Source organism: Cupriavidus sp. HY129, from assembly GCF_059492215.1.
Genome location: NZ_CP083254.1, coordinates 3,244,525 through 3,264,012, shown reverse-complemented (window position 1 = coordinate 3,264,012; position 19,488 = coordinate 3,244,525). Strand labels below are relative to the sequence as shown.

At 60.9% G+C, this 19,488-nt stretch carries 32 protein-coding genes; 29 read left to right on the top strand and 3 right to left on the bottom strand.

The window, feature by feature from the left end; translation table 11 throughout:
• Nucleotides 1-12 precede the first annotated feature (12 nt).
• From rplD to dsbD, 29 genes are all read left to right on the top strand, one after another.
• Nucleotides 13-633 (top strand): 50S ribosomal protein L4, encoded by a 621-nt coding sequence (gene rplD, locus K6G35_RS15015; protein WP_008642923.1) that lies wholly within the window; start codon nt 13-15, stop codon nt 631-633.
• The gene (gene rplW / locus K6G35_RS15010; RefSeq protein WP_006576245.1) at nt 630-944 is read left to right on the top strand and encodes a 50S ribosomal protein L23; all 315 of its coding nucleotides are present in this window, start codon (nt 630-632) and stop codon (nt 942-944) included. The genes rplD and rplW overlap by 4 nt, the downstream gene beginning before the upstream one ends.
• Nucleotides 945-946: 2 nt before the next feature.
• Entirely contained in the window at nt 947-1,777 is an 831-nt protein-coding gene (rplB, locus tag K6G35_RS15005) for a 50S ribosomal protein L2 (RefSeq protein WP_008642926.1), read from the top strand.
• 22 nt (nt 1,778-1,799) lie between these two features.
• A complete protein-coding gene (rpsS, locus tag K6G35_RS15000) occupies nt 1,800-2,075 on the top strand; it encodes a 30S ribosomal protein S19 (protein ID WP_008642928.1) in 276 nt (91 codons plus the stop codon).
• 9 nt (nt 2,076-2,084) lie between these two features.
• On the top strand, nt 2,085-2,414 hold the full coding sequence (gene rplV, locus K6G35_RS14995) for a 50S ribosomal protein L22 (protein WP_008642930.1): 330 nt from the start codon (nt 2,085-2,087) through the stop codon (nt 2,412-2,414).
• Between the two features lie 9 nt (nt 2,415-2,423).
• Entirely contained in the window at nt 2,424-3,221 is a 798-nt protein-coding gene (gene rpsC / locus K6G35_RS14990; RefSeq protein WP_008642932.1) for a 30S ribosomal protein S3, read from the top strand.
• Between the two features lie 2 nt (nt 3,222-3,223).
• Nucleotides 3,224-3,640: a 50S ribosomal protein L16 gene (gene rplP / locus K6G35_RS14985; RefSeq protein ID WP_006576240.1), complete on the top strand. Its 417-nt coding sequence runs from the start codon at nt 3,224-3,226 to the stop codon at nt 3,638-3,640.
• Between the two features lie 12 nt (nt 3,641-3,652).
• Nucleotides 3,653-3,847, top strand: coding sequence for a 50S ribosomal protein L29 (rpmC, locus tag K6G35_RS14980; protein WP_008642937.1), 195 nt, complete (start codon nt 3,653-3,655; stop codon nt 3,845-3,847).
• Nucleotides 3,844-4,122: a 30S ribosomal protein S17 gene (gene rpsQ / locus K6G35_RS14975; protein WP_008642939.1), complete on the top strand. Its 279-nt coding sequence runs from the start codon at nt 3,844-3,846 to the stop codon at nt 4,120-4,122. The genes rpmC and rpsQ overlap by 4 nt, the downstream gene beginning before the upstream one ends.
• A 277-nt stretch (nt 4,123-4,399) precedes the next feature.
• The gene (gene rplN / locus K6G35_RS14970; protein WP_006576237.1) at nt 4,400-4,768 is read left to right on the top strand and encodes a 50S ribosomal protein L14; all 369 of its coding nucleotides are present in this window, start codon (nt 4,400-4,402) and stop codon (nt 4,766-4,768) included.
• Nucleotides 4,769-4,777: 9 nt separating this feature from the next.
• Nucleotides 4,778-5,086 (top strand): 50S ribosomal protein L24, encoded by a 309-nt coding sequence (rplX, locus tag K6G35_RS14965; RefSeq protein WP_008642940.1) that lies wholly within the window; start codon nt 4,778-4,780, stop codon nt 5,084-5,086.
• 25 nt (nt 5,087-5,111) lie between these two features.
• Nucleotides 5,112-5,654, top strand: coding sequence for a 50S ribosomal protein L5 (gene rplE, locus K6G35_RS14960; RefSeq protein ID WP_008642941.1), 543 nt, complete (start codon nt 5,112-5,114; stop codon nt 5,652-5,654).
• A 9-nt stretch (nt 5,655-5,663) separates the two neighbouring features.
• On the top strand, nt 5,664-5,969 hold the full coding sequence (gene rpsN, locus K6G35_RS14955) for a 30S ribosomal protein S14 (protein WP_008642942.1): 306 nt from the start codon (nt 5,664-5,666) through the stop codon (nt 5,967-5,969).
• A 27-nt stretch (nt 5,970-5,996) separates the two neighbouring features.
• Nucleotides 5,997-6,392, top strand: coding sequence for a 30S ribosomal protein S8 (gene rpsH / locus K6G35_RS14950; RefSeq protein ID WP_008642944.1), 396 nt, complete (start codon nt 5,997-5,999; stop codon nt 6,390-6,392).
• Nucleotides 6,393-6,401: 9 nt separating this feature from the next.
• Nucleotides 6,402-6,935: a 50S ribosomal protein L6 gene (gene rplF, locus K6G35_RS14945; protein ID WP_011517766.1), complete on the top strand. Its 534-nt coding sequence runs from the start codon at nt 6,402-6,404 to the stop codon at nt 6,933-6,935.
• A gap of 11 nt (nt 6,936-6,946) precedes the next feature.
• Nucleotides 6,947-7,303 carry a 50S ribosomal protein L18 gene (rplR, locus tag K6G35_RS14940; RefSeq protein ID WP_008642949.1) on the top strand — a complete coding sequence of 119 codons (357 nt, stop codon included), beginning with the start codon at nt 6,947-6,949 and terminating at the stop codon, nt 7,301-7,303.
• Nucleotides 7,304-7,324: 21 nt separating this feature from the next.
• Nucleotides 7,325-7,843, top strand: a complete 519-nt coding sequence (gene rpsE, locus K6G35_RS14935; RefSeq protein ID WP_008642951.1) for a 30S ribosomal protein S5 — start codon at nt 7,325-7,327, stop codon at nt 7,841-7,843.
• 10 nt (nt 7,844-7,853) lie between these two features.
• Nucleotides 7,854-8,036, top strand: a complete 183-nt coding sequence (rpmD, locus tag K6G35_RS14930) for a 50S ribosomal protein L30 (protein ID WP_008642953.1) — start codon at nt 7,854-7,856, stop codon at nt 8,034-8,036.
• Between the two features lie 19 nt (nt 8,037-8,055).
• Nucleotides 8,056-8,490, top strand: a complete 435-nt coding sequence (gene rplO, locus K6G35_RS14925; protein WP_008642954.1) for a 50S ribosomal protein L15 — start codon at nt 8,056-8,058, stop codon at nt 8,488-8,490.
• A gap of 49 nt (nt 8,491-8,539) precedes the next feature.
• Nucleotides 8,540-9,883, top strand: a complete 1,344-nt coding sequence (gene secY / locus K6G35_RS14920) for a preprotein translocase subunit SecY (protein ID WP_008642955.1) — start codon at nt 8,540-8,542, stop codon at nt 9,881-9,883.
• A gap of 24 nt (nt 9,884-9,907) precedes the next feature.
• Nucleotides 9,908-10,126, top strand: a complete 219-nt coding sequence (gene infA / locus K6G35_RS14915) for a translation initiation factor IF-1 (RefSeq protein WP_010812378.1) — start codon at nt 9,908-9,910, stop codon at nt 10,124-10,126.
• 31 nt (nt 10,127-10,157) lie between these two features.
• The gene (rpmJ, locus tag K6G35_RS14910; RefSeq protein ID WP_008642959.1) at nt 10,158-10,274 is read left to right on the top strand and encodes a 50S ribosomal protein L36; all 117 of its coding nucleotides are present in this window, start codon (nt 10,158-10,160) and stop codon (nt 10,272-10,274) included.
• 19 nt (nt 10,275-10,293) lie between these two features.
• Entirely contained in the window at nt 10,294-10,659 is a 366-nt protein-coding gene (gene rpsM / locus K6G35_RS14905) for a 30S ribosomal protein S13 (protein ID WP_008642961.1), read from the top strand.
• A gap of 24 nt (nt 10,660-10,683) precedes the next feature.
• The gene (gene rpsK / locus K6G35_RS14900; protein ID WP_008642963.1) at nt 10,684-11,085 is read left to right on the top strand and encodes a 30S ribosomal protein S11; all 402 of its coding nucleotides are present in this window, start codon (nt 10,684-10,686) and stop codon (nt 11,083-11,085) included.
• Nucleotides 11,086-11,376: 291 nt separating this feature from the next.
• The gene (rpsD, locus tag K6G35_RS14895; protein ID WP_008642965.1) at nt 11,377-12,000 is read left to right on the top strand and encodes a 30S ribosomal protein S4; all 624 of its coding nucleotides are present in this window, start codon (nt 11,377-11,379) and stop codon (nt 11,998-12,000) included.
• 175 nt (nt 12,001-12,175) lie between these two features.
• Nucleotides 12,176-13,156, top strand: a complete 981-nt coding sequence (locus tag K6G35_RS14890) for a DNA-directed RNA polymerase subunit alpha (protein WP_008642968.1) — start codon at nt 12,176-12,178, stop codon at nt 13,154-13,156.
• 151 nt (nt 13,157-13,307) lie between these two features.
• The gene (rplQ, locus tag K6G35_RS14885) at nt 13,308-13,703 is read left to right on the top strand and encodes a 50S ribosomal protein L17 (protein WP_008642987.1); all 396 of its coding nucleotides are present in this window, start codon (nt 13,308-13,310) and stop codon (nt 13,701-13,703) included.
• A gap of 113 nt (nt 13,704-13,816) precedes the next feature.
• The gene (gene cutA, locus K6G35_RS14880) at nt 13,817-14,197 is read left to right on the top strand and encodes a divalent-cation tolerance protein CutA (RefSeq protein ID WP_035881092.1); all 381 of its coding nucleotides are present in this window, start codon (nt 13,817-13,819) and stop codon (nt 14,195-14,197) included.
• Nucleotides 14,198-14,264: 67 nt separating this feature from the next.
• Complete coding sequence (gene dsbD / locus K6G35_RS14875; protein WP_495675887.1) at nt 14,265-16,172, top strand: protein-disulfide reductase DsbD; 1,908 nt, start codon at nt 14,265-14,267, stop codon at nt 16,170-16,172.
• 38 nt (nt 16,173-16,210) lie between these two features.
• Here dsbD and K6G35_RS14870 read toward each other — a convergent pair whose 3' ends face one another.
• The 3 genes from K6G35_RS14870 to yihA all read right to left on the bottom strand — a co-directional run bounded on the left by K6G35_RS14870 (nt 16,211) and on the right by yihA (nt 19,346).
• Nucleotides 16,211-17,392, bottom strand: coding sequence for a magnesium transporter CorA family protein (locus K6G35_RS14870; protein WP_035881094.1), 1,182 nt, complete (start codon nt 17,390-17,392; stop codon nt 16,211-16,213).
• 7 nt (nt 17,393-17,399) lie between these two features.
• Nucleotides 17,400-18,392 (bottom strand): porphobilinogen synthase, encoded by a 993-nt coding sequence (hemB, locus tag K6G35_RS14865; protein WP_008642991.1) that lies wholly within the window; start codon nt 18,390-18,392, stop codon nt 17,400-17,402.
• A gap of 270 nt (nt 18,393-18,662) precedes the next feature.
• Nucleotides 18,663-19,346: a ribosome biogenesis GTP-binding protein YihA/YsxC gene (gene yihA, locus K6G35_RS14860; protein ID WP_008642992.1), complete on the bottom strand. Its 684-nt coding sequence runs from the start codon at nt 19,344-19,346 to the stop codon at nt 18,663-18,665.
• Between the last annotated feature and the right edge of the window lie 142 nt (nt 19,347-19,488).

The window sequence follows — 19,488 nt, the reverse complement described above, 5'->3', positions numbered from 1 at the left end:
GGAGCGCATGTAATGGAACTCAAGCTCCTCCAGGACAACGGTCAAATCGGCGCCGGCGTTGCCGCGTCTGCCGAAGTGTTCGGCCGTGACTACAACGAAGCCCTCGTTCACCAGATCGTCGTCGCTTACCAGGCCAACGCGCGTAGCGGTAACCGTAAGCAGAAGGATCGTGAAGAGGTCAAGCACACGACCAAGAAGCCGTGGCGCCAGAAGGGTACGGGCCGTGCTCGTGCCGGTATGTCGTCCTCGCCCCTGTGGCGTGGCGGTGGCCGTATCTTCCCGAATTCGCCGGAAGAGAACTTCAGCCAGAAGGTCAACAAGAAGATGTTCCGTGCCGGTATGCGCTCGATTTACTCGCAGCTCGCACGTGAAGGTCGTATCAACGTGGTGGACGGTTTCGCTGTCGACGCGCCCAAGACCAAGCTCTTGGCTGACAAGTTCAAGGCCATGGGCCTGGACTCGGTGCTGATCATCACCGACAACCTCGACGAGAACCTCTACCTGGCTTCGCGCAACCTGCCGAACGTGGCAGTCGTGGAGCCGCGTCATGCTGATCCGCTGTCGCTCGTGCACTACAAGAAGGTGCTGGTGACGAAGGCGGCTGTCGCGCAGATCGAGGAGTTGCTGAAATGACGCAAGTAGCCAAGAACGATCATCGTTTGATGCAGGTGCTGCTCGCGCCGGTGGTTTCCGAAAAGGCAACCCTGGTAGCCGACAAGAATGAACAAGTCGTGTTCGAAGTGGCTCGCGATGCCAACAAGGCAGAAGTGAAGGCCGCAGTCGAACTGCTGTTCAAGGTCGAGGTGCAGTCCGTTCAGATCCTGAACCAGAAGGGCAAGCAAAAGCGCTTTGGCCGCTTCATGGGCCGTCGCAACCACGTGAAGAAAGCTTACGTGTCGCTGAAGCCGGGTCAGGAAATCAATTTTGAAGCGGAGGCCAAGTAATCATGGCACTCGTCAAGACCAAGCCGACTTCCCCGGGCCGTCGCTCGATGGTGAAGGTGGTCAACAAGGACCTTCACAAGGGCGCCCCGCACGCTCCGCTGCTGGAAAAGCAATTCCAGAAGTCGGGCCGTAACAACAATGGTCATATCACCACCCGCCACAAGGGCGGTGGTCATAAGCACCACTACCGCGTGGTCGACTTCAAGCGCAACGACAAGGACGGCATCGCCGCCAAGGTCGAGCGCCTGGAATACGATCCGAACCGCAGCGCGAACATCGCGCTGGTGCTGTTCGCCGACGGCGAGCGCCGCTACATCATTGCCACGAAGGGCATGGTGGCTGGCCAAGCCCTGATGAACGGCTCGGAAGCGCCGATCAAGGCTGGTAACAACCTGCCGATCCGCAACATCCCGGTTGGTACCACGATCAACAACGTGGAAATCCTGCCTGGCAAGGGAGCGCAAGTTGCGCGTGCTGCTGGTGGTTCCGCCGTGCTGCTGGCCCGCGAAGGCCTGTACGCTCAGGTTCGTCTGCGCTCCGGTGAAGTGCGTCGCGTGCATATCGAATGCCGCGCCACCATCGGTGAAGTGGGCAACGAAGAGCACAGCCTGCGCGTCATCGGCAAGGCCGGTGCAACCCGCTGGCGCGGTATTCGCCCGACCGTTCGCGGCGTGGTGATGAACCCGGTCGACCACCCGCATGGTGGTGGTGAAGGCAAGACTGCTGCTGGTCGCGATCCTGTGTCGCCGTGGGGTACCCCTGCTAAGGGTTACCGTACCCGCAGCAACAAGCGCACGGACAGCATGATCGTCCAGCGCCGCCACAAGCGCTAATCGGTAGGTAGGAGCTAAAGATATGACTCGTTCCGCAAAAAAGGGTCCGTTCTGCGACGGCCACCTGCTGAAGAAGGTGGAAGCGGCCGTTGGCGGCAAGGACAAGAAGCCCATCAAGACATGGTCGCGTCGTTCGACCATTCTGCCGGACTTCATCGGCCTGACGATCGCCGTGCACAACGGCCGTCAACACGTGCCGGTGTACGTGACGGAAAACATGGTTGGCCACAAGCTCGGCGAATTTGCGATCACTCGCACGTTCAAGGGCCACGCGGCTGACAAGAAAGCGAAGAGGTAAGGTGCCATCATGGAAGTGAAAGCGATTCATCGCGGTGCCCGCATCTCCGCCCAGAAGACGCGTCTGGTTGCTGACCAGATCCGTGGTCTGCCGATCGAGCGTGCGCTCAACATCCTGGCTTTCAGCCCGAAGAAGGCCGCCGGGATCGTGAAGAAGGTGGTCGAATCGGCCATCGCCAACGCTGAGCACAACGAAGGCGCTGACATCGACGAGCTGAAGGTCAAATCGATCTTCGTCGACAAGGCAACCTCGCTCAAGCGCTTCACCGCACGGGCGAAGGGCCGCGGCAACCGCATCGAGAAACAAACCTGTCACATCACTGTGACGCTCGGCAACTAAGGAGTCACGATGGGACAGAAGATTCATCCGACTGGCTTCCGTCTGGCCGTCAGCCGTAACTGGGCTTCGCGTTGGTACGCCAACAACACGAAGTTCGCCGGCATGCTGAAAGAAGACATCGAAGTTCGCGAGTTTCTGAAGAAGAAGCTCAAGAACGCATCGGTTGGCCGCGTCGTGATCGAGCGTCCTGCCCGTAATGCACGTATCACCATTTACAGCTCGCGTCCGGGCGTGGTGATCGGCAAGAAGGGTGAGGACATCGAACTGCTGAAGGCCGAGCTGCAACGTCGCATGGGTGTGCCCGTGCACGTGAACATCGAGGAAATCCGCAAGCCGGAAACCGATGCGCAGCTGATCGCCGATTCGATCACGCAGCAGCTCGAGCGCCGCATCATGTTCCGTCGTGCGATGAAGCGCGCGATGCAGAACGCGATGCGTCTGGGTGCCCAAGGCATCAAGATCATGAGCTCGGGTCGTCTGAACGGTATCGAAATCGCACGTACCGAGTGGTACCGCGAAGGCCGTGTGCCCCTGCACACCCTGCGCGCCGACATCGACTACGGCTTCTCCGAAGCCGAAACCACCTACGGCATCATCGGTGTCAAGGTGTGGGTCTACAAGGGTGATCACCTGGGCCGCAACGATGCGCCTGTGGTTGAAGAGCCGCAAGAAGACCGTCGTCGTCGCCCGGGTCGTCCGGAAGGCCGTCGCCGCGAAGGTGAAGGCCGTCCGGCTGGTAACCGCCGCGGTGGTGCCGGTGCTGGTCGTCGTGCTGCGCCTGGCGCAGATGCGAAGAGTGGAGAATAACAATGCTGCAACCGAAGCGTAGGAAGTATCGCAAGGAGCAGAAGGGCCGCAACACGGGTAAGGCTACCCGTGGTAACGCCGTGTCTTTCGGCGAATTCGGCCTGAAGGCAATGGGCCGTGGTCGCCTGACCGCTCGTCAGATCGAGTCGGCACGTCGTGCGATGACCCGTCACATCAAGCGTGGCGGCCGCATCTGGATCCGGATTTTCCCGGACAAGCCGATCTCGAAGAAGCCTGCCGAAGTTCGTATGGGTAACGGTAAGGGCAACCCGGAATACTACGTGGCTGAAATTCAGCCGGGCAAGATGCTGTACGAAATGGATGGCGTGAGCGAAGAGCTGGCGCGTGAGGCGTTCCGCCTCGCGGCCGCCAAGCTGCCGATCGCCACGAATTTCGTGGTGCGTCAGGTCGGTACGTAAGGAGAGTTAGGGATGAAAGCATCCGAACTGCGCGGCAAGGACGCCGCAGGCCTGAACCAGGAGCTCTCCGAGCTGCTGAAGGCCCAATTTAGCCTGCGCATGCAAAAGGCCACCCAACAGCTGCAGAACACCAGCCAGCTGAAGAAGGTGCGCAAGGACATCGCGCGTGTGCAAACCGTGCTGACCGAAAAGGCGAACGCGAAATGACTGAAGCTGCGAAGACTGAAACGTCGCTTCGCCGTACCCTCGTGGGTCGTGTCGTGAGCGACAAGATGGACAAGACCGTGACGGTCCTGATCGAAAACCGCGTCAAGCACCCCCTGTACGGCAAGTACGTGCTGCGTTCGAAGAAGTACCACGCACACGACGAAGCCAACCAGTACAAGGAAGGCGACAAGGTCGAGATCCAGGAAACCCGTCCGCTGTCGCGGACCAAGTCCTGGGTGGTTTCCCGGCTGGTAGAAGCTGCGCGCGTCATCTAAACACAACAGTGTCGCGATGACTTGCAAGTCCAGGGTTATATGCTATAATCCTGGACTTCCGCTTTGTTGCGCTTGCCCTTGCAGTATCACCCGGGCGGGCCTGTGAAGCGAGCCAGGGTCTGGCGCTCCATGTTTTACGGGGCAACAGGCACTACCGACTTCCAAGTTGATCAACCCAAGCGGTGCGGGGCGCAATGCCAGGTACCGACGGGACCAAGACTGACCGGCGGGCTTCGTATATAGAAAGTCTGGCGGATTAAGTTGGGAAGATAACACCATGATTCAGACAGAAAGCCGGCTCGAAGTGGCCGATAACACCGGTGCGCGCGAAGTGCTGTGCATCAAGGTACTGGGTGGGTCCAAGCGCCGCTATGCGAGCGTGGGCGACATCATCAAGGTGACCGTGAAGGACGCAGCGCCGCGCGGTCGCGTGAAGAAGGGCGACATCTACAACGCAGTCGTCGTGCGTACCGCCAAGGGCGTGCGCCGCGCTGATGGTTCGCTCGTCAAGTTCGACGGCAATGCTGCTGTCCTGCTGAACAACAAGCTCGAGCCGATCGGCACCCGTATCTTCGGGCCGGTGACTCGTGAACTCCGTACCGAGCGCTTCATGAAGATCGTGTCGCTCGCTCCGGAAGTGCTGTAAGGAGCCGCCATGAACAAGATTCGCAAAGGCGACGAAGTCATCGTGCTGACCGGTAAGGACAAGGGCAAGCGCGGCACGGTGCAAGCAGTGCAGGGTGACAAGGTCGTGGTTGAAGGTGTGAACGTTGCCAAGAAGCACGCTCGCCCGAACCCGATGCTGGGCACCACCGGTGGTGTGGTCGACAAGCTCATGCCGCTGCATATTTCCAACGTTGCGCTCGTAGATGCCAATGGCAAGCCGTCGCGCGTCGGTATCAAGGTCGAAGACGGCAAGCGCGTGCGCGTGCTGAAGACGACCGGTGCCGTCCTGGCCGCTTGATTCTGGGCACAGATAGGAGTTGAGCATGACAGCACGTCTGCAAGAGTTTTACAAAGAACAGGTTGTGCCGGCGCTGATGAAGCAGTTCGGCTACAAGTCGGTCATGGAAGTGCCGCGTTTCACCAAGATCACCCTGAACATGGGCCTTGGCGAAGCCATCAATGACAAGAAGGTCATTGAACTGGCCGTTGGCGACCTGACCAAGATCGCCGGTCAGAAGCCTGTGGTGACGAAGGCCAAGAAGGCCATCGCCGGCTTCAAGATCCGTCAGGGCTACCCCATCGGTGCGATGGTGACCCTGCGCGGTGAGCGTATGTTCGAATTCCTGGATCGTTTCGTGACCGTGGCCCTGCCGCGCGTGCGTGACTTCCGTGGTGTGTCGGGCAAATCGTTCGACGGTCGTGGTAACTACAACATCGGTGTGAAAGAGCAGATCATTTTCCCCGAAATTGAGTACGACAAGATCGACGCACTGCGTGGTCTGAACATCAGCATCACGACGACGGCTAAGAACGACGAGGAAGCCAAGGCTCTCCTGAATGCGTTCAAGTTCCCGTTCCGTAATTAAGGGGTAACCGTGGCTAAACTGGCTCTGATTGAACGTGAGAAGAAGCGCGCAAAGCTCGTGGCGAAGTACGCCGACAAGCGCGCAAACCTCAAGGCCATTATTGACGACCAAGAAAAGTCGGAAGAAGAGCGTTATCTGGCGCGCCTCGAGCTGCAAAAGCTCCCGCGCAACGCGAACCCGACTCGCCAGCGTAATCGCTGCGCGATCACCGGTCGTCCCCGCGGTACCTTCCGCAAGTTTGGCCTGGCGCGTAACAAGATTCGTGAAATCGCCTTCAAGGGCGAAATTCCGGGTCTGACGAAAGCCAGCTGGTAATTACGCACAGGCTACAGGAGAAACAGTATGAGCATGAGCGATCCTATCGCCGATATGCTGACGCGCATTCGCAACGCCCAGGGCGTGCAGAAGGCGTCGGTGGTCATGCCCTCGTCCAAACTGAAGGCTGCGATCGCCAAAGTCCTGAAGGACGAAGGCTACGTCGAAGACTTCTCGGTGCAGGAAGAAGGCGGCAAGGCGCAACTGACCATTGGTCTGAAGTATTACGCCGGCCGTCCGGTTATCGAGCGCATTGAGCGCGTTTCGAAGCCCGGTCTGCGCGTGTACAAGGGCCGCAGCGACATTCCCCAAGTGATGAACGGCCTGGGCGTAGCGATCATCTCGACCCCCCAGGGTCTGATGACCGACCGCAAGGCACGTGCCACTGGCGTGGGCGGCGAAGTTCTCTGCTACGTCGCGTAAGGAGCAAACATGTCCCGTGTAGGTAAGGCTCCCATCGCGCTGCCGAAAGGCGCGGAAGTTAATGTGGCGGCTGGCGTGCTCTCCGTGAAGGGCCCGCTCGGTACGCTGTCCCAGCCGATTCATAGCCTGGTGAAGGTCAACGTTGCCGAAGGCACGCTGACGTTCGAACCGGCCGACGAATCGCGCGAAGCTAACGCCCTGCAAGGCACCATGCGCGCGCTGGCCGCGAACATGGTCAAGGGCGTGACCACCGGTTTCGAGCGCAAGCTGCAGCTGGTTGGCGTGGGTTACCGCGCTCAACTGCAGGGCGCCGCTCTGAAGCTCCAGCTTGGTTTCTCGCACGACGTGATCCATGAGATGCCGGAAGGCGTGAAGGCGGAAACGCCGACGCAGACCGAGATCATCATCAAGGGTGCGGACAAGCAGAAAGTCGGTCAGGTTGCCGCGGAAGTTCGCGCGTACCGTCCGCCTGAGCCCTACAAGGGCAAGGGTGTTCGCTACGCTGACGAGCGCGTCATCCTGAAGGAAACCAAGAAGAAGTAAGGGGTGCAATGATGAACAAGAAAGACGCTCGTTTGCGCCGTGCACGTCAGACCCGCGCCAAGATCGCGGAACTGAAGGTGAATCGTCTGACCGTGTTCCGTACGAATTCGCATATTTACGCTCAGGTGTACTCGCCGTGCGGCACGCAAGTGCTGGCTTCGGCTTCGACCGCCGAGGCAGAAGTGCGCAAGGAACTGAATGGCAACGGCGCTACCGTCGCTGCCGCCACCGTGGTGGGCAAGCGTGTTGCCGAGAAGGCAAAGGCTGCCGGCGTGGAAACCGTCGCGTTCGATCGCGCTGGCTTCCGCTTCCACGGCCGCGTGAAGGCTCTGGCTGACGCTGCGCGCGAAGCCGGCCTCAAGTTCTAAGCGCTCACAGAGAGATACGTCATGGCAAAGATGCAAGCAAAAGTCCAACAGGACGAACGCGACGACGGCCTCCGCGAGAAGATGATCTCGGTCAACCGTGTCACCAAAGTGGTGAAGGGTGGTCGTATCCTCGGTTTCGCTGCGCTGACCGTGGTGGGTGACGGCGATGGCCGCATCGGCATGGGCAAGGGCAAGGCCAAGGAAGTTCCGGTGGCCGTGCAGAAGGCAATGGACGAAGCCCGTCGCAAGATGGTCAAGGTCGCACTGAAGAACGGCACGCTGCAGCACGAAGTTGTTGGTCGTCACGGCGCAGCCAAGGTTCTGATGATGCCCGCCAAGGAAGGTACCGGCGTGATCGCCGGCGGCCCGATGCGCGCGATCTTCGAAGTGATGGGTGTGACGAACGTTGTGACCAAGTCGCACGGTTCGACGAACCCTTACAACATGGTTCGTGCCACCCTCGATGGTCTGACCAAGATGAGCACGCCGGCAGAAATCGCCGCCAAGCGTGGCAAGTCGGTTGAAGACATCCTCGGCTAAGGTGAACGAAATGTCGCAGAAAACCGTAAAAGTGCAACTCGTGCGCAGCCTGATCGGCACGCGCGAGGATCATCGCGCCACCGTTCGTGGCCTGGGCCTGCGCCGTCTGAACTCCGTTTCGGAGCTGCAGGACACGCCCGCCGTGCGCGGCATGATCAACAAGGTCTCGTACCTGGTCAAGGTTCTGGCCTGATCGGGACTTGGAGAGCAACATGCAACTGAACAACCTGAAACCGGCTGACGGTTCGAAGCACGCTAAGCGTCGCGTCGGCCGCGGTATCGGCTCCGGCCTGGGCAAGACGGCTGGTCGCGGTCACAAGGGTCAGAAGTCGCGTTCGGGCGGCTTCCACAAGGTGGGCTTCGAAGGCGGTCAAATGCCGCTGTATCGTCGTCTGCCGAAGCGTGGTTTTACCTCGCTGACCAAGGCCTTCACCGCCGAAGTGACCCTGCGCGACATCGAACGCCTGGAAGCTGCTGAAGTGGACCTGCTGGTCCTGAAGCAAGCTGGCCTGGTGGGCGAGCTGGTCAAGAGCGCAAAGGTCATCAAGGCCGGTGAACTGTCCCGCAAGGTGACGATCAAGGGTCTGGGTGCCACCGCTGGTGCCAAGGCTGCGATCGAAGCCGCTGGCGGCCAGATCGAAGCGTAATTACGCAGTAGCATTCGCAGCATAGGCGAAGTCACAGTCGGAGCATCGTTTGGCCACGGCGAAACCCAATGCAAGCGCGCAGGCCAGGAACACGGCGAAGTACGGCGATCTCAAGCGCCGGTTGATGTTCCTGGTGCTGGCTCTGATCGTTTACCGCATCGGTGCGCATATTCCGGTGCCGGGGATTGATCCGGACCAGCTTGCGAAGCTTTTCCAGTCTCAGTCAGGTGGCATCCTCGGGATGTTCAACCTGTTCTCGGGCGGTGCGCTGTCGCGCTTTACCGTCTTCGCGCTCGGCATCATGCCGTACATCTCGGCGTCGATCATCATGCAGTTGTTGACGATCGTACTGCCGCAGTTGGAGTCGTTGAAGAAGGAAGGGCAGGCAGGGCAACGCAAGATTACGCAGTACACGCGTTACGGCACCGTGGTTCTGGCCACGTTCCAGGCGCTGTCGATTGCGGTTGCGCTGGAATCGCAGCCTGGTCTCGTGTTGGAACCGGGTCTGATGTTCCGGGCCACGGCGGTGATCACGCTGGTGACTGGCACGATGTTCCTGATGTGGCTGGGTGAACAGATCACCGAGCGTGGTCTGGGCAACGGTATCTCGATCATCATCTTTGGCGGTATCGCGGCGGGCTTGCCCAATGCGATTGGCGGACTGTTCGAACTGGTCCGTACGGGTTCCATGAGCATCATCGCGGCGATCTTCATCGTGGCGATCATTGCGGGTGTGACCTTCGCCGTGGTGTTTATCGAGCGTGGCCAGCGCAAGATTCTGGTGAACTATGCCAAGCGTCAGGTCGGCAACAAGGTGTACGGCGGTCAGTCGTCGCACCTGCCGCTGAAGCTGAACATGGCAGGGGTGATCCCGCCGATCTTTGCGTCGTCGATCATCCTGTTCCCGGCAACGATTGCGGGCTGGTTTACGTCGGACTCGACGAGTGCGGTCGGTCGGTTCATCAAGGACCTGGCTGCCACGCTGTCGCCGGGTCAGCCGGTGTACATCCTGCTGTATGCAACTGCGATTGTTTTCTTCTGCTTCTTCTATACGGCTCTGGTGTACAACAGCCGGGAAGTAGCGGATAACCTGAAAAAGAGTGGTGCCTTCATTCCGGGCATCCGTCCGGGCGAGCAAACGACGCGCTATATCGACAAGATCTTGGTGCGCCTGACGCTGGCTGGTGCGATTTACATCACACTAGTCTGCCTGTTGCCGGAATTCCTGGTGCTGCGCTGGAACGTTCCGTTCTATTTCGGCGGAACCTCGCTGCTGATCATCGTGGTCGTCACGATGGACTTCATGGCACAGGTACAGTCCTACGTCATGTCGCAGCAGTATGAGTCGCTGCTGAAGAAGGCGAATTTCAAGGGTAACCTGACCTTGCGTTAAAAACAGGTTGGGACAGGCTCAGGTATGGCAAAAGACGACGTCATCCAGATGCAAGGGGAGGTCCTGGAAAATCTCCCCAACGCGACGTTCCGCGTCAAGCTTGAAAACGGCCACGTAGTACTGGGCCATATCTCCGGCAAGATGCGAATGAACTACATCCGGATTCTTCCGGGTGACAAGGTGACTGTCGAGCTGACCCCATATGATCTGTCACGCGCACGCATCGTCTTCCGGACGAAGTGAAGCGAACAGGAATTGAAGGAAGAGGAAAATCATGAAAGTGCTGGCTTCTGTTAAGCGCATTTGCCGCAACTGCAAAATCATCAAGCGCAACGGTGTCGTGCGCGTGATCTGCTCGTCGGATCCCCGCCACAAGCAACGCCAAGGCTAATCGGAAAGAGGATTGACGAATGGCACGTATCGCAGGGGTTAACATCCCGAACCACAAGCATACCGAAATCGGCCTGACGGCCATTTACGGTATCGGCCGCTCGCGCGCCCGCAAGATTTGCGAGGCCACCGGTGTACCGTTTGACAAGAAGGTCAAGGACCTGACCGACGCCGACCTGGAAAAGCTTCGTGATGAAGTGGGCAAGGTCACGGTCGAGGGTGACCTGCGTCGTGAAACCACGATGAACATCAAGCGTCTGATGGACCTTGGTTGCTATCGTGGCATGCGTCACCGCAAGGGTCTGCCGATGCGCGGTCAGCGTACCCGCACCAATGCTCGTACCCGTAAGGGTCCGCGCAAGGCCGGCGTGGCACTGAAGAAGTAAAGCCGAAGGCATAGGAAGAATCGAATGGCAAAAGGTCCGAATAACGCCGCCCAGCGCGCGCGTAAGAAGGTCAAGAAGAACGTTGCCGACGGCATTGCGCACGTCCACGCTTCGTTCAACAACACCATCATCACCATCACCGACCGCCAGGGCAACGCTCTGTCGTGGGCGACCGCAGGTGGCCAGGGCTTCAAGGGTTCGCGTAAGTCGACCCCGTTCGCTGCCCAGGTTGCTGCCGAGAACGCCGGCCGTGTTGCGCAAGACCAGGGTATCAAGAACCTGGAAGTGCGCATCAAGGGCCCCGGTCCCGGCCGTGAGTCGGCTGTCCGTGCGCTGAACGCGCTGGGCATCAAGATCGCGGTGATCGAAGATGTGACGCCGGTGCCGCACAACGGCTGCCGCCCGCCGAAGCGCCGCCGTATCTAAGCGCTTGGTTTGCCGGAGAACCGCAAGGGGGTTTTGATCCCTTGCCTCCGGACTGTGGTAGTATCGCGCGTTCGCCTGCTGCAATCTGATTGCAGCAGGTTTTCGTTTTGCGTCTGGACGAAGGGGTCATTGCCTCCGCAGTCCGGCGTGTTGTCATGCTTTTGCGTTGCGTCCGTGCGGCAGGCTGCCTGTCGTTGGCGGATGAAGAACCATAAGCCCACCGTCCGTTACAACCGGTGACGGACTCATGGCGCGTCATGATGGCGCCGTGATCGATCAAAGGAAGATAAAGTGGCACGTTATACCGGCCCGAAGGCCAAACTCTCCCGCCGCGAAGGCACAGATCTGTTCCTGAAGAGCGCACGCCGCTCGCTGGCCGACAAGTGCAAGCTGGACAGCAAGCCTGGCCAACACGGTCGCACTTCGGGCGCCCGTACGTCCGACTACGGCAACCAGCTCCGCGAAAAGCAGAAGGTCAAGCGTATCTACGGCGTACTCGAGCGTCAGTTCCGCCGTTACTTCGCCGAAGCCGATCGCCGCAAGGGCAATACCGGTGAAAAGCTGCTGCAACTGCTGGAATCGCGTCTGGACAACGTCGTGTACCGCATGGGCTTCGGCTCGACCCGCGCTGAAGCGCGTCAGTTGGTGTCGCACAAGGCGATCCTGGTGAACGGTCAGACGCTGAACGTTCCGTCGGCACAGATCAAGGCGGGCGATATCGTGTCGGTGCGCGAGCAGTCGAAGAAGCAAGTGCGTATCGCCGAAGCACTGTCGCTGGCTGAGCAGTCGGGCTTCCCGACTTGGGTTGCTGTGGATGCCAAGAAGTTCGAAGGCACGTTCAAGCAAGCCCCGGATCGCGCCGACATCTCCGGTGACATCAACGAAAGCCTGATCGTCGAATTGTATTCGCGTTAATCGCCGAATCGATCATCGAACGGTTCAGCGCTTGCCTTTCAAGCAAGGCTTCGCTTTCAGCCCGACGCGCTCTGTGGCGCGCCGGGCTTATTGCCCATCGTACGATGGGATTCTCAGGTTCCAAACGTCAGCCTTATCGGTGTAACGAGCCGAGGGTATTGAAAAGGACAACCTAATGCAAACAGCACTCCTCAAGCCAAAAATCATCGCCGTTGAACCGCTGGGCGACCATCACGCCAAGGTCGTGATGGAGCCGTTCGAGCGCGGTTACGGTCATACGCTCGGTAACGCCCTGCGTCGCGTGCTGCTGTCGTCGATGGTCGGTTATGCGCCGACTGAGGTCACGATCGCTGGGGTGGTCCACGAGTACTCCACCATCGATGGCGTGCAAGAAGACGTCGTCAACCTGCTCCTCAATCTGAAGGGCGTGGTGTTCAAGCTGCACAACCGCGACGAAGTCACGGTTTCTCTGCGCAAGGACGGTGAAGGCGTGGTGACGGCAGCCGATATCGAACTGCCGCACGACGTCGAGATCATCAACCCGGGTCACGTCATTGCTCACCTGTCCGCCGGTGGCAAGCTCGACATGCAGATCAAGGTTGAACAAGGCCGCGGCTATGTGCCGGGTAACGTTCGCAAGTTCGGCGACGAAGCCAGCAAGGTGATCGGCCGTATCGTGCTGGACGCCTCGTTCTCGCCGGTCCGCCGGGTTTCGTACGCCGTCGAATCGGCGCGTGTGGAACAGCGTACCGATCTGGACAAGCTGGTGATGAACATCGAAACCGACGGCGTGATCTCGCCCGAGGAAGCGATTCGTCAGTCGGCCCGTATCCTGGTTGACCAGCTGTCGGTGTTCGCCGCCCTGGAAGGCACCGAATCGGCTGCCGAGGCCGCTTCGAGCCGCGCGCCGCAGATCGATCCGATCCTGCTGCGCCCGGTCGACGACCTCGAACTGACGGTGCGTTCGGCCAACTGCCTGAAGGCCGAGAACATCTACTACATCGGCGACCTGATCCAGCGTACCGAGAACGAACTGCTCAAGACTCCCAACCTGGGTCGCAAGTCGCTCAACGAGATCAAGGAAGTCCTGGCTTCGCGTGGTCTGACGCTCGGCATGAAGCTCGAGAACTGGCCGCCCGCAGGTCTGGAGAAGTAATTGAAGTCGTGGGGTAGCGGTAACGCCGCCCCACGCTTCGTACGCGCCACAGGCATTCCGTCCGTGGCATGGAAGCCCCACCGGCCCGCGCCGTTGCGCAAGCAAAGGCGATAGAAGAGCTGGTTAAACACTGAAATCGAAAGGAATCATCATGCGTCACCGTCATGGTTTGCGGAAACTGAACCGCACCTCGTCGCACCGTCTCGCGATGCTGCGCAACATGTCCAACTCGCTGTTCCAGCACGAGCTGATCAAGACCACCCTGCCCAAGGCGAAGGAACTGCGCAAGGTTGTCGAGCCGCTCATCACGCTGGCCAAGAAGGACACCGTTGCCAACCGCCGTCTGGCTTTCGCCCGTCTGCGCGACCGCGACATGGTTACCAAGCTGTTCACCGAACTGGGCCCGCGCTATGCCACCCGTCCGGGCGGCTACACCCGCATCCTGAAGTTCGGCTTCCGTCAGGGCGACAACGCGCCGATGGCGCTGGTCGAGCTGGTGGATCGTCCGGAAATCACCGAAGCCCCGGCTGAAGAAGCGGCGGAATAAGTGATGCCTGATCCCGTCTTTCGCTGACGGGATTTTGGACACGGCACTACAATCGAGCCAGGCTTTTGCCTGGCTCTTTTGTTTTGTGCCTTGTTTTGCGCCGGAATCTGGAAATGACCGCTTCGAATGCTTCCCTTTCCGCTCAGTCGGCAGATCCGGCGGAGTCGGTGCTGATTGCGATGACGAACCTGCCGGACGAGGCGTCGGCGATCCGCCTGAGCGCGGCCATTCTCGAGGCGCGCGTAGCGGCGTGTGTGAACCGGATGGCACCATGCCAGTCGGAGTACTGGTGGCAGGGTCGGCTGGAGCAAGCGCAGGAGTGGCCGCTGCTGATCAAGACGACGCAGCGTCAGTACGGGGCCCTGGAGGCGTTGATCCGCGCCGCGCATCCTTACGACGTACCGGAGCTTGTCGCATGGCCGCTAGCGGCCGGTTTGCCGGCCTATCTGGACTGGGTCCGGAGCGAAGCGACGGGTGCTGACGACAAGGTCTGAAGCTACTGAAGCTTCTCAAGTATCGGAATATCAACACATGGTAATGACGGGTAGCAGCATCGGAACAATGTGGAAAACCGGTGCGACGCGCGGGAATCTGATGCGACATATCGCCGCACTATGGCTGACGGTATTCGCCTGCCTCTTCTTCTGGACCGTTGCACATGCGGCGACCGAAGACGATTTCCTGCCGCCGGAGCAGGCCTTCCGATTTGTCGCCAGGCAGATCGACCAGAAAACCGTCGAGGTTCGCTTCGACGTAGCCGATGGCTACTACCTCTACCGGGAGCGCTTCGCCTTTGCTGCCCAGCCGGCTGACGTAAAGCTCGGCAAGCCGGAGATGCCTGCCGGAAAGGTCCATTTCGATGAGACCTTTGGCAAGGACATGGAGACGTATCGCGGTGCCGTCGTGATCAAGGTGCCGGTGGAGCAGGCGCCCGCAGATGGCCGCTGGTCGCTCGTTGTGACGTCGCAGGGCTGTGCGGACAAGGGGCTTTGCTATCCGCCGATGGAAAGCATCTACAAGGTCGGTGGCTCTGTACTTGGCAACTTGTTCGGCGATCGTGGCGCGGCTGCCCAGTCGACGCCGGAGGCGCAGGCTCCAGCCGCCGTGCAATCTGCGCCAGATAGCGCGACGCCGACGCGTCAAAGCAAACTGGTCGACGACACTGATCGGATCGCCAATGCGCTCGCCAGTCGCAATCTCGCGCTGATCGGGGCCCTGTTCTTCGGCCTCGGCATTCTTCTGACATTCACGCCGTGCGTGCTGCCGATGGTGCCGATCCTTTCGTCGATCGTCGTCGGCGAGCATGTCACGCGCGGGCGTGCGTTCCTGGTGTCGCTCTCCTATGTGCTTGGCATGGCCGTGGTCTACACCACGGTGGGCGTAGCGGCTGGCCTGGCTGGCGAAGGCCTGGCCGCGGCGCTCCAGACGCCCTGGGTGCTTGGCGCTTTCGCCGCCTTGATGGTCGCGCTCGCGATGTCCATGTTCGGCATGTACGAACTGCAGATGCCGCAGCGCTGGCAAGCCCGGCTGACCGAATCCTCGAATCGCCGGCAGAGCGGCCAGTTTGTCGGTGCGGCCCTGATGGGGGCGATTTCCGCGCTGATCGTGGGGCCCTGTGTCACGGCACCGCTCGCGGGCGCGCTGGCGTATATCGCGCAAACCGGTGATGCCATCACCGGCGGCGGTGCCTTGATGGCAATGGCTCTCGGCATGGGCGTGCCGCTGATGCTGGTTGGGATGGGCGCCGGCAATCTGCTGCCACGTGCGGGCAAGTGGATGGAGGCTACCAAGCGCTTCTTCGGCTTCCTGCTTCTGGGCGTGGCGATCTGGATGGTGACGCCCGTACTGCCGGCCTGGGTCGTGATGCTGGCTTGGGCGGCGCTGCTGCTTGTGGCGGCCGTCTATCTCGGTGCGTTCGACGCGCTGGGTCCGGACCCTCGGGGCCTGATGCGACTGGGCAAGGGGCTTGGCCTGCTGGCGGCACTGGTAGGAGCGATTCAGATCGTTGGTGTGGCGTCGGGCGGACGCAACCCTTTGCAGCCACTTTCCCATCTGAGTCTGTCGGCGGCTACGCTGCCACCGCATGCGGCCGAGACTCGCTTCGAGCGCGTGCGGAGCATCGCCGAACTGGATGCGCGGATCGCGCAGGCCTCCGCTGCCGGGCGTCCGGTGCTGCTGGATTTCTATGCCGACTGGTGCGTCAGTTGCAAGGAGATGGAGAAGCTGACGTTCCCGGACGCGAAAGTCAGGGCGCAACTCGCGGACGTCGTCCTGTTGCAGGCTGACGTGACAGCCAACAATGCCGACGATCGCGCGCTACTGAAGCGTTTCGGTCTGTTCGGCCCGCCGGGCATCATCCTTTTCGGCAAGGATGGCCAGGAGCGCCCGGTGCGGGTGATCGGCTATCAATCGGCATCGCGCTTCCTCGAAAGCCTTGAGCGCGCGCTGGGGCCACGGTCGCAGACCTGACCTGACCTGACCTGACCTGACCTGACCCGGTCCGCGTCCTAGCGATCCAGCCAGCGGCCCAGGCCCCAGACGCCACCGATCACGGTGACCACGGCTCCCATCAGCCCGATCGACCACCAGAAGCCGTCTGGCTCTTGCAGCCACGGCATTCGCGCGAAGTTCATGCCGAAGATGCCCGTGATGAGCGTCAGCGGCATGAAGACCGCCGTGATGACGGTCAGCGCACGCATGGTCCGGTTGGTTCGGTGAGCCACTGCGGAAAAATGGATCTGCACCGCGGATTCGATCGAATCCTCGAGTCGCCGGGCGTGCGCCAGCACGCGCAGGATGTGCTCCATCAGGTCGTTGATGCGTACGAGCAGGACTTCGTCGCGGCTCGCTTCCTGCGCACCTTCGGCATCCTCGGCGCTATAGCGGTTGTCGAGCAGACTGTCGCGAAACTCCTGCAGCGCATCTCGCTGCTCTTCACTGAGATGCTCGAGCCGCCTGAGCTGGATGCGCGCATCCAGCAGGCCTTCCCAGCTTGAGAAACTATGGCGACTGCTCAGCAGCGCCCGCTGCCAACGATCGAGCTGCCGGGTCAGCGGGGCACGCAGATCCAAGTAGCGGTCGACCATCGCGTTCAGCAGTCGCAGCATCAGGTCTTCGGGCCGGGTTGGCGGCCTGACGCCATGCACCAGCGCTGCCGTGCCACCGGCGCGCGCGGACGCGGGGCGAGGCGCGCCACAGCTCTCGAGTAGCCTTTGGCGTACCTGTTCGATCGTGCGTGACGGCGAGGGCCGCACGGTTACCAGTACGTTGTCGAAGACAAAGAATGCAACTGGCTGTGTATCAATGCGGGCGAGCGCCGGCAGGAAGCCCGGCGCGTATTTGCGCGACGCCTTGCGCTGCGTGACGGACTGTGTGGCCTCGGCCTCTGCGAACTGCCGGCTGGTTTCGAAGGTGAGCTTGCGGAAGATCACCATGTCGTACGCGTGGGTCGTATCGAAGAACGACGGATGCGCAGGATTGGTGGCGTCGGCCAGATGCAGGTCGAGGATGGGTGCGCCCGTCAGCGCCATCAGGCTGTCGCGCCAGGCGCCGGGCGCCGGCGTAACTTCCTCGGTGCCGAAGTCCGCCCAGACAAACCGCGCGGCCGCATTTCCGGAGAGGAAGTCGCGCGCCGCGTCGAGTGTGTCCAGCGGATGTACCTGGTTGGCCGAGAAGCCTAGCAGCTGCATCCGCCGCTCAGGCCTGCAGCAGGCGCGCGGCGTCGCGCGCGAAGTAGGTCAGGATGCCATCCGCGCCAGCACGGCGGAATGCCAGCAGCGATTCCATCATGACCTTGTCGTGGTCGAGCCAGCCATTCTGCGCGGCGGCCTTGAGCATCGCGTACTCGCCGCTGACCTGATACACGTACGTCGGGAAGCGAAACTCGTCCTTCACGCGGCGCACGATGTCGAGGTACGGCATACCCGGCTTCACCATGACCATGTCGGCGCCTTCCATGATGTCCTGTGCGACTTCACGCAGAGCCTCATCGGTATTGGCCGGGTCCATCTGGTAAGTCATCTTGTTGCCCTTGCCCAGATTGCTGGCCGAGCCCACCGCATCGCGGAACGGGCCGTAGAACGCTGACGCGTACTTGGCCGAGTAGGCCATGATGCGCGTGTGGATGTGGCCAGCTTCTTCCAGTGCGTTGCGCACGGCGCCGATACGGCCGTCCATCATGTCGGACGGCGCGACGATGTCGACACCTGCTTCCGCCTGGACAAGCGCCTGCTTGACGAGGATCTCGACGGTGATGTCGTTGATCACGTAGCCGTTCTCGTCGAGCACGCCATCCTGGCCATGGCTCGTGTACGGATCGAGCGCGACGTCGGTCAGCACGCCAAGCTCGGGAAAGCGATCCTTCAGTGCGCGCACGGCGCGAGGCACCAGGCCTTCGGGGTTCGTGGCCTCGATGCCGTCAGGCGTTTTCAGCGACGGATCGATCACCGGGAACAGCGCGATGACCGGAATGCCGAGCTTCACGCAGTCTTCCGCGACTGGCATCAGCAGGTCCACGGACACACGTTCCACGCCGGGCATCGACGCCACGGTCTGTCGCTGGTTCTGGCCTTCCAGGATAAAGACCGGATAGATCAGGTTGTCAGGCGACAGGCGATTCTCGCGCATCATGCGGCGCGAGAAGTCGTCGCGACGCATGCGGCGGGGACGGAACTCGGGGAACGTGGACATGGCTGAATCTTGGGAAAGTCGTGGACGAATGCGCGGCGCACGTCACCGCGAAAGGCCCGCGGCAGACAACAGCAGAAGTACGCCGAAAGAAAAAAGAACTTTTGTGCGTGCCCGCTATCATACTCGCGGACACCCTGTGTTGCTCCGCGCAGCGCGGATGTCCCCCGCTACTCCTCCCTGAGCGGGTACCCGCCCTGAACCGGCGGGAAAGTTCGTCCCCGTTGTTCGCAACGGGGCTTTTTTTTGCCGGTTCGAAGTCGATGCGTGGCCTCAGCCCTGCGGCGTGTCGGGCGTATCCGTCTTCGCAACGGCAGGCTGCGCTTCAGGCAACGCCAGCCAACCCGCCACTACCCGCTGTGCTTCTTCGATGCCACGACGCTTCAGGCTGGAGAACAACTGGGCGGTGAGCGCCGGCGGGTTTTCCATCTGCGCCGCGTAATCGGCGAGCACCTTGCGCGTTTCGCGCAGCGCCTTGGCATTATCGCTGGTGGTCAGCTTGTCCGCCTTGGTCAACAACACGTGGATCGGCTTGCCGGTCGGCAGAAACCACTCGACCATCTGGCAATCGAGGTCCGTGAATGGGCGGCGCGCATCCATCATCAGGATCAGGCCGGACAACTGCGTCCGGGCCTGCACGTAGTCGGAAAGCAGGCCTTGCCAGTGAAACTTGGCGCTGCCAGATACTTCCGCATAGCCGTAGCCGGGCAGGTCGACCAGGAAGCCGACAGGATCGGGGGCCTTGACCGGCGCCACGGTGAAGAAGTTGATATGTTGCGTGCGCCCGGGCGTGCGTGACGAGAACGCCAGCCGCTTCTGGTTGCACAGGATGTTGATGGCCGTGGACTTGCCGGCGTTGGAGCGGCCGGCGAACGCCACCTCGGGAACGGCCGTGGCAGGCAGGTCGCGGAGGTGGTTGACGGTCGTAAAGAAGCGGGCCTGATGTAGGAGGGACATGCGCTGGAGTGTTGAGGCAGGTGACGAGTCGGCGGGGTGGTATACGACCCCTTGAAGGGACGTCGCCATAGAGACTGATCTAAGTCAATCCGGAAAGCGATTTATTGTACAATAACCCGGTTTACGGTCTCCTGAGCAGGTG